The following is a 14,607-nucleotide window of genomic DNA, read 5'->3' as shown; positions in this document are numbered from 1 at the left end:
GGTGGTTCTTGCAGGCGTTCAGGCGCCCAGTTCGCGTACCAGCGAGTCGCGGGTGATCTCGCTGATCGACTTGGCACCGGTCAGCACCATGGCCACGCGCATTTCCTTTTCGAACAGCTCAAGCAGGTTTTTCACGCCGGCCTGGCCATGCACGGCAAGGGCGTAGAGGAAGGCGCGGCCGATCAGTACGGTGTCGGCACCCAAGGCGATCATGCGCACCACGTCCAGGCCACTGCGAATGCCCGAGTCGGCCAGAATCTTCAGGTCGCCTTTGACCGCGTCGGCAATGGCCGGCAGGGCGCGGGCGCTGGACAGCACGCCGTCGAGCTGGCGGCCGCCGTGGTTGGACACCACGATGCCGTCGGCACCGAACTTGACCGCATCGCGGGCGTCATCGGCATCGAGAATGCCCTTGATGATCATCGGGCCGTCCCAGAACTCGCGGATCCACTCCAGGTCTTTCCAGGAAATGGACGGGTCGAAGTTGTTGCCCAGCCAGCCGATGTAGTCGGCAAGGCCGGTGGGGTTGCCACGGTATTTGGAGATGTTGCCCAAGTCATGCGGGCGGCCCATCACGCCCACGTCCCATGCCCACTCGGGGTGGGTCATGGCTTGCAGCACGCGGCGCAGCGGGCCGTTCTTGCCGCTCATGCCAGAGTGGGCGTCGCGGTAGCGAGCGCCGGGTACGGGCATGTCCACGGTGAACACCAGGGTCTTGACGCCGGCGGCCTTGGCCCGCTCCAGGGCATTACGCATGAAGCCGCGGTCCTTGAGCACATACAGCTGGAACCACATCGGCCGGTCGATGGCGGGCGCCACTTCTTCGATCGGGCACACCGACACGGTAGACATGGTGAACGGGATGCCGTGGGCGGCTGCCGCGCGCGCTGCCTGCACTTCACCGCGACGGGCGTACATGCCGGTGAGGCCGACCGGGGCCAGGGCCACCGGCATGCTCAGGGTTTCGTCGAACAGCTTGGTTTCCAGGCTGAGCTCGGACATGTTGTTCAGCACGCGCTGGCGCAGGGCGATGCCGGCCAGGTCCGACACGTTGTGGCGCAGGGTGTGCTCGGCGTAGGCGCCGCCGTCAGCGTAGTGGAACAGGAAGGGGGGCAGCTTGCGTTGGGCCGCGGCGCGATAGTCGGTAGAGGCAGAAATGATCATGGATTCTCGCAGCGTTGCTTGTGGGAGTGCCGGGCGCGCGATGGCGCCCGGCCCCTTTCACTTTAGTGATGGACCAGCATGCCGGTCAGCCAATAAGCCTGGACCAGGGTGATCAGGCCGACGATGGTGGCGAAGAACAGGCTGTGCTTGACGGTGAAGCGGAACAGGTCGGATTCCTTGCCGACCAGGCCGGTAGCGGCGCAGGCCACGGCGATCGATTGCGGCGAGATCATCTTGCCGGTTACGCCGCCGCTGGTGTTGGCCGCCACCAGCAGGGTGTCGTTGACCCCGATCTGGTGCGCGGTGGTGGCCTGCAGCGAGCCGAACAGGGCGTTGGACGAGGTGTCCGAGCCGGTCAGGAACACGCCCAGCCAGCCGAGGAACGGCGAGAAGAACGGGAACGCGGCGCCGGTACCGGCCAGCACCAGGGCCATGGTCGAGGACATGCCCGAGTAGTTGGTGACAAAGGCAAAAGCCAGCACCATGCCGATCGACAGAATCGGCCAGCGCAGTTCCCAGAAGGTTTCTTTGAAAGTGGTAAGACCAGTTTTGAAGTTGATCTTCAGCACCGCCATCGAGATCAGCGCCGAGAGGAAGATCGCGGTGCCGGTGGCGGAGATCGGGTCGAGCTTGAACACCGCCGGCATGGCGGTCGGCGCGGCAACGATCGGTGCGGTCTTGATCACCAGCTGGTCGAGGTACGGGATGGCGAAGTTGAACACGAAGTTGTACATCGCGCCGCCCGGAGCGAAAGCCGCCTTGAACGGCTTCAGGGTCCAGATGGTGACCAGCACGGTGAGGATCAGGAACGGCGACCAGGCCTTGAAGATCTCGCCAAAGCTGTACGGGCTAGGCTGGCTGCCGCTTGGCTGCACAACGGCTGCGCCGACACTGCCCTTGGCCTCGCTGAACGCACGCTTGGGCTGCCAGACTTTCAGGAACAGGGTGAGGCTGATCAGGCTGGCCAGAGCCGAGGTGATGTCTGGCAGTTCCGGGCCGATGAAGTTCGAGGTGAAGTACTGGGTGACGGCAAAGCTCAGGCCGGCGACCAGGGCGGCAGGCCAGGTTTCCTTCACGCCACGCAGGCCGTCCATCATGAACACCAGCCAGAACGGCACGAACAGCGACAGCAGCGGCAGCTGGCGGCCGGTCATGGCGCCGATGTGGAAGGCGTCGATACCGGTAACCTGGCCGGCCACGATGATCGGGATGCCCAGGGCGCCGAAGGCCACTGGCGCGGTGTTGGCGATCAGGCACAGGCCGGCAGCGTACAGCGGGTTGAAGCCCAGGCCCACCAGCAGTGCGGCAGTGATGGCCACCGGTGCGCCAAAGCCTGCCGCACCTTCGAGGAAGGCGCCGAAGCAGAAGCCGATCAACAGCACTTGCAGGCGCTGGTCGTCGGTAATCGACAGCACCGAGCTGCGGATCACCTCGAACTGGCCGCTCTTGACCGTGAGTTTGTACAAGAACACCGCGGCAACGATGATCCAGGCAATTGGCCAGAGGCCATAGAGGAAGCCGTAACCCGCGGCGGCGAGGGCCATGTCGACAGGCATCTGGAAGGCGAAGATCGCCACCAGGATCGACAGCGCGAGGGTGATGCTGCCCGCTACGTGGCCCTTGAGGCGGAACACGGCGAGGGCCAGGAAGAAGAACACGATAGGGATGACCGCCGCCAGTGCGGACAAGCCAAGACTACCAAGCGGGCTATAGAGTTGTTGCCAGGTTTGCATATGGGGTGGCCCCTAATTGTTGTTGGTCAGGCACTGGCATTGGATAATTGGTAAGACCAATTTACAATGGCTGGGCGCTAGGTTAAAAGCGCTGCCGTGGGTGTGTCAATTTGTCCCGTGCAAAACTTTGGTCGCGTGCCGATGAGCGGGCGTCTGATGTGCTCGGAAAATCGCGGCTTGATGGGTGTTTGCGTGGCCTGGATCGGCGAGAATAGACACCCCCTGAAATTTGCCGGGGGTTTGTGGAGAGCATGTGATGGTTTTTGATCAGGTACGCCAACGGCGCCTGTCCGACGACATTGTCGATCGGCTGGAAGGGATGATTCTGGAAGGCACGCTGACCTCGGGGCAGCGGCTGCCGGCCGAGCGCGTCCTGGCCGAACAGTTTGGTGTGTCCCGCCCGTCACTGCGTGAGGCGATCCAGAAGCTGGTGGCCAAGGGGCTGTTGGTCAGCCGTCAGGGCGGGGGTAATTTTGTGGCGGAGTCGTTGGGGTCCACCTTCAGCGACCCGTTGCTGCAGTTGCTCGAGCACAGTGCCGAAGCGCAGCGTGACCTGCTCGAATTCCGCCATACCCTGGAGGCGTCCTGCGCCTATTACGCTGCCCAGCGTGCCACCGAGCCGGACCGGGCACGGTTGAAGGCGGCCTTCGATGCGCTGCAGGACTGCTATGCCAGGGTCGATGAGGTGACCCGTGCCGAGGAGGGCGCGGCTGATGCGCGCTTTCACCTGGCGATCGCCGAGGCCAGCCATAACGCGGTGTTGCTGCACACCATCCGGGGGCTGTTCGACCTGCTCAAGCGCAACGTGGTGACCAACATCGGCGGCATGTACCAGCAGCGCACCGAAACCCGGGACATGCTGATCAGTCAGCACCGGGAACTGTACCTGGCGATTGTCGAGGGCAGGGCGGAGGATGCGCGAGAGGTGTCCAGCCGGCACATTTTGTATGTGCAGGAGGTGCTGCATGAGGCGCACGAAGAAGCGCAGCGGGTGGCGCGGGCGGAGCGGCGCAGCGGGCGCTGAGAGCACGCTCTTTGTGCTGTAACGCGGGGCCTGTGGGAGCGGCCTTGCGTCGCGAAAGGGTCGCAGAGCGACCCCAGGATCGGCGTCGATGCGCAGATTGCTGGGGCTGCTTCGCAGCCCTTTCGCGACACAAGGCCACTCCCACAGCGGCCAGGCAGGCTGGTTAGTCTTCCTTGCCCTTGTTCCGCACAGCCCGCTGCAGCTCGCGGTTGGAATCGCGTTCGCGCATGGTGTCGCGCTTGTCGAATTCCTTCTTGCCCTTGCCCAGTGCGATTTCGCACTTGATCAGGTGCTTGCTCCAGTACAGCGCCAAAGCCACACAGGTGTAGCCTTTTTGCGCCACGGCCGCTTCCACGCGCTCGAGCTCGCGCTTGTTCAGCAGCAGCTTGCGGGTGCGTGTAGGGTCGGCGATGACGTGGGTGCTGGCCGTGGTCAGCGGGGTGATGTGGCTGCCGAACAGCCAGGCCTCACCGTCCTTGAGCAGCACGTAGCTGTCAGTCAGGTGCGCCTTGCCGGCTCGCAGGCTTTTTACTTCCCAGCCGGACAGGACCAGCCCGGCCTCGAACTTGTGTTCGATGAAGTAATCGTGTCGCGCTTTCTTGTTTTGCGCGATGGTCCCGGTCGGATGTTTTTTTTGCTTAGCCATAGGGGCGGCATTATAGGCAAGTCCGCGCGTCGTCCGCTATGGGATTTCGGTGTGCTTGAGCCACTGGAATGAATACCGGACAATACAAACCCTGTCATACGCACAGAACCTGTTTTCGGCACGCTGCGAAGCGTCGCCACCCAGCCTTGGAAGTGACGCCTGGATGACTACCCATATTCAACGCTCCGCCCTGCTGCCATACCCCGCCCAGGCGCTTTACGATCTGGTCAACGATGTGGCCAGCTACCCTGAGTTTTTGCCGTGGTGCTCGGCCTCGACGGTGATCGAAACCAGCGATACACACATGCGTGCCAAGCTCGAAGTGGCCAAGGGTGGTATGAGCCAGCACTTCGTGACGCGTAACGTGCTGGTGCCGGGGCAGTCCATTGAGATGAACCTCGAAGAAGGGCCATTCACCCAGTTGCATGGTGTGTGGGTGTTCAAGGCGCTGGGTGAAAAAGCCTGCAAGATCAGCCTGGACCTTTCCTTCGATTACGCTGGGCCGATTGTGCGCGCAACGTTGGGCCCGCTGTTCAATCAGGCGGCCAACACACTGGTCGATGCGTTCTGCCAGCGCGCCAAGCAATTGAATGCCTGACGGATAAGGCGCAAACAAAAAGCCCGGACCAGGTCCGGGCTTTTTTGCATCTGCTGTTCCCGCTTAGCGGGTTTCCAGCGGTGCCGGGGTCGGGACCGGGGTGGTCTCGATGGTGTCGATCTCGCGCTGGATGGACTCTTCGGTCGAACCAGGCTTGGCCGGTTTTTCTTCAGGTTGCGCTGCCGGCTGTTCGGCCTGGCCTGGCTCGGTGGCTGGGCTGACGGTGGTGTCGCTGCTGCCGCCGAGGATTTCCTGATCGCGGCTTACGCCTGGCATGAAGTCGCCAGACAGGCTGACCAGTTGATCGCTTTCGTTGAAAAATACACTCATGCGTTCTTGCTGACGTTTACCGCCACCAGGCTGCAGGCTGTACAGGTAATCCCAACGATTAGTGTTGAAGGTGTCCTGAATCAGCGGGTTGCCCATGATAAACCTTACTTGCCGGCGGGTCATTCCCGGGCGTAATTGGTCTATCATGTCTTGCGTGACGACATTGCCCTGCTGGATGTCGATTTTGTAAACCCCGGGAAACGAGCAACCGGCGAGTGCGAGCAGTCCCACTAGGGTGAGGCTGGTTAGCAAGAGCTTGGTGTTTTGCATCGGTGGGCGACTTCCACTATCTTGGCTGGACAACGTAAACCCCGATCATACCCGTATTAAGAGAAGCTGCGAAGCAGCATCGGCGAGAAAGCTGACCATGGTTGAAAATAGCGAATTGCGCAAAGCCGGTCTCAAGGTGACCCTGCCTCGAGTCAAGATCCTTCAGATGCTCGACTCTACCGAGCAGCGTCACATGAGTGCAGAGGATGTCTACAAGGCGCTGATGGAGGCTGGCGAGGATGTAGGCCTGGCCACCGTCTATCGCGTGCTGACCCAGTTCGAGGCGGCGGGTCTGGTGGTTCGCCACAACTTCGACGGCGGTCATGCAGTGTTCGAGCTGGCTGATGGCGGTCACCACGACCACATGGTGAACGTAGATACCAGTGAAGTCATCGAATTCATGGACGCCGAAATCGAGAAGCGCCAGCGCGAAATCGTAGCCGAGCATGGCTTCGAGCTGGTGGACCACAATCTGGTCCTGTACGTGCGTAAGAAGAAGTAACGATTTTTCGTTATGGATAGCAAAGGCGACCTTCGGGTCGCCTTTGTGCTTTCTGGGGCTAAAAGATGTGTTGTCCGTGCCGGCCTCTTCGCGGGCGCGCCCGCTCCCACAGGTACACCTCAGGTTTCAGATCCTGTGATCACCCTGTGGGAGCGGGCGTGCCCGCGAATCGTCCTGGAAAAGAAGGGCTCAGGCCTTGCCGCTCACCACCATCTTGCGTGCATGGGCCAGGGATTCCTTGGTCAGGTCGATACCGCCGAGCATTCGCGCCACTTCTTCCACGCGCTCACGCTTGCCAAGGCTAGCCACGGCGGTGTGGGTGGTGTCGCTGTTGCGCACCTTGTGCACGAACAAATGGTGATGCCCCTGCGCCGCCACCTGCGGCAGGTGGGTCACGGTCAGTACCTGGCCGCGCTCGCCCAGGCGCCGCAGCAGTTGACCGACGATTTCTGCCGTTGGCCCGCCAATACCCACGTCGACTTCGTCGAACACCAGGGTAGGAATGCGCGAGGTCTGCGCGGTAATGACCTGGATCGCCAGGCTGATGCGCGACAGTTCGCCACCCGACGCCACCTTGGCCAGGGCCTTGAGCGGCTGGCCTGGGTTGGCACTGACCAGCAGTTCGATCTGCTCCAGGCCATGGGGTGACAGGTCTGCGCCTTCGTTGGGTGTCAGCTCTATGCAGAAGCGCCCGCCAGGCATGCCCAGGCGCTGGATTTCCTGCTCCACCGCGCCTGCCAGCTGCTGCGCCGCTTGCTGGCGCAGGCCGCTGAGTTCGCGCGCCTTCTCTTTATAGTGCTGGGCGTAGGCGGCAAGCTCTTCGCCCAGCCGCTCGATCGACTCGTCACTGGCGTTAAGGCCTTCCAGCTCCTCCATCAGTTGCTGTTGCAGGTGGGGCAGCTCGGTGGGGTGCACCCGGTGTTTGCGCGCCAGGGTGTAGATGGTGTCCAGGCGCTCTTCCAGGGCTTGCAGGCGCATCGGGTCGGCGTCGAAGTTGTCGAGGAAGCGGTTGAGTTCGCCCACGGCTTCCTCGACCTGAATCTGCGCGCTGGCGATCAGGTTGGCCGCTTCACTCAGTGCCTTGGGCGAGTTGGTGGCGGCACCCAGGCGGTTGAGGCTGGAGGTGAGGGCGCTGAGCACATTGCCCGAATCACTCTCGCTACACTGGTCGATGACCTGGCGGCAGATGCCGAACAGGGCTTCGGCGCTGGTCAGGTTCTTGTGTTCCTGCTCCAGCTGCTCCAGTTCGTGCTCGCCCAGGCCGAGGTTGTCCAGCTCTTCCAGCTGGTAACTGAGCAACTGGTGGCGGGCGCGCTGCTCGTCGCCCGAGTTGGACAGGCGCTCCAGCTCCAGGCGGGTCTGGTTCCAGCGCTTGGCTGCAAGCTGTACCTGGCGGGCCAGGTCGACGGCACCGGCATACTCGTCAAGCAGGCGACGGTGGGTGTCGGTCTTGAGCAGGGACTGGTGCTCGTGCTGGCTGTGGATATCGATCAGCAGTTCGCCCAGCGCCTTGAGGTCGCCGAGCGGGCAGGGCGTGCCGTTGATGTAGCCGCGGCTGCGGCCTTCGGCGGTGATCACCCGGCGCAAGATGCACAGGCCTTCGTTGTCCAGGTCGCGCTCGGCCAGCCAGGTATGCGCTTCGGGAATGTCCACCAGGTCGAAGGTGGCCAGGATGTCCGCCTTGTCGGTGCCGGGGCGCACCACGCCGCTGTCGGCACGGTCGCCCAGGGCAAGGCCGAGGGCGTCGAGCATGATCGATTTGCCGGCACCGGTCTCGCCGGTGATGACGGACATGCCACGGGCGATTTCGAGGTCGAGGTGCTCGACGATGGCGTAGTTGTGAATGGACAGGTGCACCAGCATGGGGGCGGCTCCCGGAAATCAGGTCTGGTTATTTATACAGTACTTTTTTCAGGCCTGCCAATGCCCCTTCGCAGATTCTGTTGCAGCCTCGAAAACCACCTTGCCCCTTGAACCTGGTTTTTCCGGCCCCATATAGCCGACATCCAAGGCGAGCCTGGCTCGCAGTCCACAAAATTGCGCAGGAGAGACCCCATGGCTGATGAGCAGCTGAACGAGAAAGACCTTAACGTGGAAGAAACCGGTGCAGGCAATGCAGCTGATACCCGTGTTCTGGAGCTCGAGGAACAGCTGGCCGCAGCCAAGGACCAGGCGCTGCGCGCCGTTGCCGACCTGCAGAACGTACGCCGTCGTGCCGAGCAGGATGTGGAGAAAGCCCACAAGTTCGCCCTGGAGAAGTTCTCCAGCGACTTGCTGCCGGTGATCGACAGCCTGGAACTGGCCCTGGCTCACTCCAGTGCCGACGATGAGCACGTCAAGCAGATCCGCGAAGGGGTCGAGCTGACCCTGAAGATGTTCCAGGACACCCTCAAGCGCTACAACCTTGAAGCTGTCGACCCGCACGGCCAGCCGTTCAACCCTGAGCACCACCAGGCCATGGCCATGCAGGAAAACGCCGAGGTCGAGCCAAACAGCGTGCTGAACGTGTTCCAGAAGGGCTACCTGCTGAACGGCCGCCTGCTGCGCCCCGCCATGGTGGTGGTCAGCAAGGCGCCGAGCGCGGCGCAACCCTCGATCAATGAAAAGGCTTGAAATCCTTCGGGGCATCCCCATCTAGGTGTCAAGCCTTCAAGTATTACCGCAGTTGGCCAAAGTAGTCGCTGCTACCAAATTCAAGTTTCGGGAGAGTTAACATGGGTAAAATCATCGGTATCGACCTGGGGACCACCAACTCGTGCGTCTCCATTCTGGAAAACGGTAACGTCAAAGTCATCGAAAACGCCGAAGGTGCGCGTACTACCCCTTCGATCGTGGCCTACGCCAACGATGGCGAAATCCTGGTCGGCCAGTCGGCCAAGCGCCAGGCTGTCACCAACCCGCACAACACCCTGTTCGCAGTGAAGCGCCTGATTGGCCGCCGCTTCGAAGAAGATGTCGTGCAGAAAGACATCAAGCTGGTGCCGTACAAGATCGTCAAGGCGAACAACGGTGACGCCTGGGTCGAGGCTGCTGGCAAGGAAATGGCTCCGCCGCAGATCAGCGCCGAAGTTCTGAAGAAAATGAAGAAGACCGCCGAAGACTACCTCGGCGAGCCAGTCACCGAAGCGGTCATCACCGTTCCGGCCTACTTCAACGACAGCCAGCGCCAGGCTACCAAAGACGCCGGCCGCATCGCTGGCCTGGACGTAAAACGCATCATCAACGAGCCGACTGCCGCTGCACTGGCTTACGGTATGGACAAGGCCAAGGGCGACCACACCGTCATCGTTTATGACCTGGGTGGTGGTACCTTCGACGTTTCGGTCATCGAAATCGCCGAAGTCGACGGTGAGCACCAGTTCGAAGTACTGGCTACCAACGGCGACACCTTCCTGGGTGGCGAAGACTTCGACATGCGCCTGATCGACTACCTTGTCGACGAGTTCAAGAAAGAGTCGGGCATGGACCTGAAGAACGATCCTCTGGCCCTGCAGCGCCTGAAAGAAGCCGCAGAAAAAGCCAAGATCGAGCTGTCGTCCGCTCAGTCGACCGACGTCAACCTGCCGTACATCACTGCAGATGCCACCGGTCCTAAGCACCTGAACGTGAAGATCTCCCGCGCCAAGCTGGAGTCGCTGGTCGAAGACCTGGTCAAGCGTACCATCGAGCCTTGCCGCATCGCCCTGAAAGACGCCGGCATCGACGCCAGCAAGATCGACGACGTGATCCTGGTCGGCGGTCAGACCCGCATGCCGCTGGTGCAGAAGGAAGTAGCCGACTTCTTCGGTAAAGAAGCGCGCAAGGACGTCAACCCGGACGAAGCCGTCGCCATGGGCGCTGCCATCCAGGGTGCGGTACTGGCCGGTGACGTGAAAGACGTCCTGCTGCTGGACGTAAGCCCGCTGACCCTGGGTATCGAAACCATGGGTGGCGTGATGACCGCGCTGATCGAGAAGAACACCACCATCCCGACCAAGAAGTCGCAGGTGTTCTCGACTGCCGACGACAACCAGAGCGCCGTGACCATTCACGTGCTGCAAGGTGAGCGTAAGCAGGCTGCGCAGAACAAGTCGCTGGGCAAGTTCGACCTGGCTGACATTCCGCCAGCACCGCGTGGCGTGCCGCAAATCGAAGTGACCTTCGACATCGACGCCAACGGCATCCTGCACGTAGGTGCGAAAGACAAGGCCACCGGCAAGACTCAGTCGATCGTGATCAAGGCCAACTCCGGCCTGTCGGACGAAGAGATCGAGCGCATGGTGCGTGACGCCGAGGCCAACGCCGAGGAAGACCGCAAGTTCGAAGAGCTGGCTGCTGCCCGTAACCAGGGTGACGCGCTGGTGCACTCGACCCGCAAGATGGTCGCTGATGCAGGTGACAAGGTTACCGCTGAAGAGAAAACCGCCATCGAGGCCGCCGTTGTTGCCCTGGAAGCCGCTGTCAAAGGCGACGACAAGGCTGCCATCGACGCCAAGGTTGAGGAGCTGTCCAAGGTCTCTGCCCCGGTTGCCCAGAAGATGTACGCCGAGCAGTCGGCTGAACAGCCTCAGGGTGGCGCGCAGCAGGCCGAGCCGGAAGCCAAGCACGATGACGTGGTTGACGCCGAGTTCGAAGAAGTGAAAGACAACAACAAGCAGTAATCCCTGCATGTTGTCGGCCAGTTCCCCGTCGTTTGCCGGGGAGCTGGTAGGATGTCGCCGCGCGGGGGCTTGCTCCCGCGTTGGCGTATCTGGAATTCGAGAATTTTTACAGCATCTGTCAGCGGCTCTTGAGGGTCGCGCGCGGGTGCTGATGGCGTGGCGCAGATGCCACACGCCCAACAAGGTGCAAATGACCTATGTCCAAGCGTGATTATTATGAGGTCCTGGGTGTCGAGCGCGGCGCCACTGAAGCGGACCTCAAGAAGGCTTACCGCCGTTTGGCGATGAAGTACCACCCGGACCGCAACCCGGGCGATAAAGAGTCGGAAGACAAGTTCAAGGAGGCCAACGAGGCCTACGAAGTGCTGTCGGACGCGAGCAAGCGTGCGGCCTTCGACCAGTATGGCCATGCGGGTGTCGACCCAAGCATGGGTGGCGGTGGTGCCGGCTTTGGTGGTGCCAACTTCTCCGACATCTTCGGTGATGTGTTCAGCGACTTCTTCGGCGGCGGTGGTCGCGGTGGCGGTCGAGGCGGTGCCCAGCGCGGCAGCGACCTGCGCTACACCCTGGAGCTGAACCTGGAAGAAGCGGTGCGTGGCACCACGGTCAGTATCCGCGTGCCCACCCTGGTCAACTGCCAGCCGTGCGACGGTTCCGGTGCCAAGAAGGGCTCGACCCCGTCGACCTGCCCGACCTGTGGCGGCATCGGCCAGGTGCGCATGCAGCAAGGCTTCTTCTCGGTGCAGCAGACCTGCCCGCGCTGCCATGGCCAAGGCAAGATCATTACCGACCCGTGCACTTCGTGCCATGGTGAAGGTCGTGTCGAGGAATACAAGACGCTGTCGGTCAAGGTGCCGGCAGGTGTCGATACCGGCGACCGCATCCGTCTGTCGGGTGAGGGCGAGGCTGGTACTCATGGTGGCCCGACTGGCGACCTGTACGTGGTGATCAGCGTGCGTGAGCACGAGATTTTCCAGCGCGACGGCAAGCATTTGTACTGTGAAGTGCCGATCAGCTACACCGATGCTGCCTTGGGTGGCGAGCTGGAAGTGCCGACCCTGGATGGTCGCGTGAAGCTGAAGATTCCGGAAGGCACCCAGACCGGTAAGCAGTTCCGTCTGCGTGGCAAGGGCGTTGCCCCGGTGCGTGGCGGTGGTGCGGGTGACCTGCTGTGCCGTGTGGCCGTAGAAACCCCGGTCAATCTCAGTCGCCGTCAGCGCGAGCTGCTCGAAGAGCTGCGTGATTCGCTGGAAGGTGACAGTTCCCACTCGCCCAAGGCCAGCGGCTGGTTCGATGGTGTGAAGCGCTTCTTCGGCGATCTCTGACAAGGAACAGGTTATGCGACGTATTGCAGTGATGGGCGCGGCGGGGCGGATGGGCAAAACCCTTATCGAAGCCGTGCAACAAACATCGGGCGCGGGGCTGACTGCGGCGATCGATCGCCCTGACAGCTCGTTGGTCGGGGCTGATGCCGGAGAGCTGGCGGCACTTGGCCGAATTGGCGTGCTGCTGTCCGACGACCTGGCCAAGGTTGCCGACGAGTTCGATGTACTGATCGACTTCACTCACCCCTCGGTGACCCTGAAGAACCTCGCGTTCTGCCGCAAACACGGCAAGGCGATGATCATCGGCACGACCGGTTTTACAGTCGAAGAGAAGCAGCTGTTGGCCGAAGCTGGCAAGGACATTCCAATCGTGTTCGCCGCCAACTTCAGCGTGGGTGTCAACCTTAGCCTCAAGCTGCTGGATATGGCTGCGCGGGTGCTGGGCGATGATGTCGATATCGAAATCATCGAGGCGCACCACCGGCACAAGGTCGATGCGCCATCGGGTACCGCACTGCGCATGGGTGAAGTGGTTGCCAATGCGCTGGGCCGTGATCTGCAGGAAGTGGCCGTATATGGCCGTGAAGGGCAGACCGGCGCGCGTGATCGCAAGACCATCGGTTTCGCTACCGTGCGTGCCGGCGATGTGGTGGGCGATCACACCGTGTTGTTCGCTGCCGAAGGCGAGCGCCTGGAAATCACCCACAAGGCTTCCAGCCGCATGACCTTCGCCAAGGGTGCCGTGCGTGCGGCGCTGTGGCTGGATGGGCGCGAGCCGGGGCTGTACGACATGCAGGATGTGCTTGAGCTGCGTTAAGCCGTGAGTGTGGTGTTGGCTTCTTCGCGGGCTTGCCCGCTCCCACAGGTGCGGCGTTGCTCTTGGGCTGGTGCGGTCCCTGTGGGAGCGGGCAAGCCCGCGAAGAAGCCAACACAGATGTCAGTCTGTCGCATTGATGTGTTTTAGAGACACATCCACGGTAGACCGAAAACACACTTTTCTGTAAGCTACAGCTTTAGTGTGTCCACTAAAAGCGCGCAGCGAATTGAATTCAGCACATGAAAGCGGGGTGACGTGTCCATACGTCACTCCGCTTTTTTGCAACCTGCGATCGCCCTTTCATGCTTGATTTACGGGAGGTCTTCTTGACAAAGCCAGCCATACTCGCCCTTGCCGACGGCAGTATTTTTCGCGGTGAAGCCATCGGTGCCGACGGTCAGACCGTTGGTGAGGTGGTATTCAACACCGCTATGACCGGCTACCAGGAAATCCTTACAGACCCTTCCTACGCGCAGCAAATCGTTACCCTGACCTACCCGCACATCGGCAACACCGGTACTACTCCGGAAGACGCCGAGTCGAACCGCGTCTGGTCCGCTGGCCTGGTCATCCGTGACCTGCCGCTGCTGGCCAGCAACTGGCGTAACACCCAGTCGCTGCCTGAGTACCTCAAGGCCAACAACGTCGTTGCCATCGCTGGCATCGACACCCGCCGCCTGACCCGTATCCTGCGTGAAAAAGGCGCCCAGAACGGTTGCATCCTGGCCGGTGACAACATCAGCGAAGAAGCCGCCATCGCCGCCGCCCGCAGCTTCCCAGGCCTGAAGGGCATGGACCTGGCCAAGGTAGTTTCCACCAAGGAACGCTACGAGTGGCGCTCCAGCGTGTGGGAGCTGAAAACCGACAGCCACCCGACCATCGACGCAGCCGACCTGCCTTACCATGTGGTCGCCTTCGACTATGGCGTCAAGCTGAACATCCTGCGCATGCTGGTTGCCCGTGGCTGCCGCGTGACCGTGGTGCCGGCCCAGACCCCTGCCAGCGAAGTGCTGGCACTCAACCCGGACGGCGTGTTCCTGTCCAACGGCCCTGGTGACCCTGAGCCGTGCGACTACGCGATCCAGGCGATCAAGGAAATCCTCGAAACCGAGATCCCGGTATTCGGCATCTGCCTCGGCCACCAGCTGCTGGCCCTGGCTTCCGGCGCCAAGACCGTGAAAATGGGCCACGGCCACCACGGTGCCAACCACCCGGTCCAGGACCTGGATACCGGTGTGGTCATGATCACCAGCCAGAACCACGGCTTCGCCGTTGACGAGGCGACCCTGCCGGGTAACGTTCGCGCCATTCACAAGTCGCTGTTCGACGGCACCCTGCAGGGTATCGAGCGTACCGACAAGAGCGCGTTCAGCTTCCAGGGCCACCCTGAAGCGAGCCCGGGCCCGACCGACGTCGCGCCTCTGTTCGATCGTTTCACCGATGCCATGGCCAAGCGCCGCTGAGCATCCTGCTTCAAGGCCCCGGGCCGGCACACGCCGCGCCCGGCAGCGCCTGACCCAGATTGTTCAAAGCGGCTTGCCGACTGACCCCGGATTTG

Annotated in this window: 13 protein-coding genes; 8 read left to right on the top strand and 5 right to left on the bottom strand. The window is 61.9% G+C overall.

Annotation, left to right across the window (positions count from 1 at the left end):
- Positions 1 to 18: 18 nt before the first annotated feature.
- Positions 19 to 1,164, bottom strand: a complete 1,146-nt coding sequence (gene lldD, locus FQ668_RS22710; RefSeq protein ID WP_021784340.1) for an FMN-dependent L-lactate dehydrogenase LldD — start codon at positions 1,162 to 1,164, stop codon at positions 19 to 21.
- A 62-nt stretch (positions 1,165 to 1,226) separates the two neighbouring features.
- A complete protein-coding gene (locus FQ668_RS22705) occupies positions 1,227 to 2,897 on the bottom strand; it encodes a lactate permease LctP family transporter (protein WP_144180669.1) in 1,671 nt (556 codons plus the stop codon).
- Between the two features lie 256 nt (positions 2,898 to 3,153).
- Between FQ668_RS22705 and FQ668_RS22700 the strand changes: the two genes are divergently transcribed.
- Positions 3,154 to 3,921, top strand: a complete 768-nt coding sequence (locus tag FQ668_RS22700; protein ID WP_010955371.1) for an FCD domain-containing protein — start codon at positions 3,154 to 3,156, stop codon at positions 3,919 to 3,921.
- A gap of 163 nt (positions 3,922 to 4,084) precedes the next feature.
- Here FQ668_RS22700 and smpB read toward each other — a convergent pair whose 3' ends face one another.
- Positions 4,085 to 4,567, bottom strand: a complete 483-nt coding sequence (smpB, locus tag FQ668_RS22695; RefSeq protein WP_014592415.1) for an SsrA-binding protein SmpB — start codon at positions 4,565 to 4,567, stop codon at positions 4,085 to 4,087.
- Between the two features lie 163 nt (positions 4,568 to 4,730).
- Here smpB and FQ668_RS22690 point away from each other — a divergent pair, with 163 nt between their 5' ends.
- Positions 4,731 to 5,165, top strand: a complete 435-nt coding sequence (locus tag FQ668_RS22690; protein WP_014592414.1) for a type II toxin-antitoxin system RatA family toxin — start codon at positions 4,731 to 4,733, stop codon at positions 5,163 to 5,165.
- Between the two features lie 63 nt (positions 5,166 to 5,228).
- Here FQ668_RS22690 and FQ668_RS22685 read toward each other — a convergent pair whose 3' ends face one another.
- Complete coding sequence (locus FQ668_RS22685) at positions 5,229 to 5,765, bottom strand: outer membrane protein assembly factor BamE (protein ID WP_023390041.1); 537 nt, start codon at positions 5,763 to 5,765, stop codon at positions 5,229 to 5,231.
- A 97-nt stretch (positions 5,766 to 5,862) separates the two neighbouring features.
- Between FQ668_RS22685 and fur the strand changes: the two genes are divergently transcribed.
- Entirely contained in the window at positions 5,863 to 6,267 is a 405-nt protein-coding gene (gene fur, locus FQ668_RS22680) for a ferric iron uptake transcriptional regulator (protein WP_003249922.1), read from the top strand.
- Positions 6,268 to 6,456: 189 nt separating this feature from the next.
- On the opposite strand, the gene recN is transcribed toward fur, so the two are convergent.
- On the bottom strand, positions 6,457 to 8,130 hold the full coding sequence (recN, locus tag FQ668_RS22670) for a DNA repair protein RecN (protein ID WP_014592412.1): 1,674 nt from the start codon (positions 8,128 to 8,130) through the stop codon (positions 6,457 to 6,459).
- A gap of 192 nt (positions 8,131 to 8,322) precedes the next feature.
- Between recN and grpE the strand changes: the two genes are divergently transcribed.
- The 5 genes from grpE (at position 8,323) to carA (ending at position 14,512) form a co-directional block, all read left to right on the top strand.
- Positions 8,323 to 8,880 carry a nucleotide exchange factor GrpE gene (gene grpE / locus FQ668_RS22665; RefSeq protein WP_010955367.1) on the top strand — a complete coding sequence of 186 codons (558 nt, stop codon included), beginning with the start codon at positions 8,323 to 8,325 and terminating at the stop codon, positions 8,878 to 8,880.
- A gap of 101 nt (positions 8,881 to 8,981) precedes the next feature.
- Entirely contained in the window at positions 8,982 to 10,907 is a 1,926-nt protein-coding gene (dnaK, locus tag FQ668_RS22660) for a molecular chaperone DnaK (protein WP_010955366.1), read from the top strand.
- Positions 10,908 to 11,104: 197 nt separating this feature from the next.
- Positions 11,105 to 12,232, top strand: a complete 1,128-nt coding sequence (dnaJ, locus tag FQ668_RS22655) for a molecular chaperone DnaJ (protein WP_010955365.1) — start codon at positions 11,105 to 11,107, stop codon at positions 12,230 to 12,232.
- Positions 12,233 to 12,245: 13 nt separating this feature from the next.
- Entirely contained in the window at positions 12,246 to 13,049 is an 804-nt protein-coding gene (gene dapB, locus FQ668_RS22650) for a 4-hydroxy-tetrahydrodipicolinate reductase (protein WP_012053753.1), read from the top strand.
- 326 nt (positions 13,050 to 13,375) lie between these two features.
- Positions 13,376 to 14,512, top strand: a complete 1,137-nt coding sequence (gene carA / locus FQ668_RS22645; RefSeq protein WP_014592411.1) for a glutamine-hydrolyzing carbamoyl-phosphate synthase small subunit — start codon at positions 13,376 to 13,378, stop codon at positions 14,510 to 14,512.
- The last annotated feature ends 95 nt before the right edge of the window (positions 14,513 to 14,607 follow it).

Source organism: Pseudomonas sp. Kh14 (assembly GCF_900291005.1).
GTDB lineage: Bacteria > Pseudomonadota > Gammaproteobacteria > Pseudomonadales > Pseudomonadaceae > Aquipseudomonas > Aquipseudomonas alloputida.
This window is presented reverse-complemented; position numbering and strand designations above follow the sequence as displayed.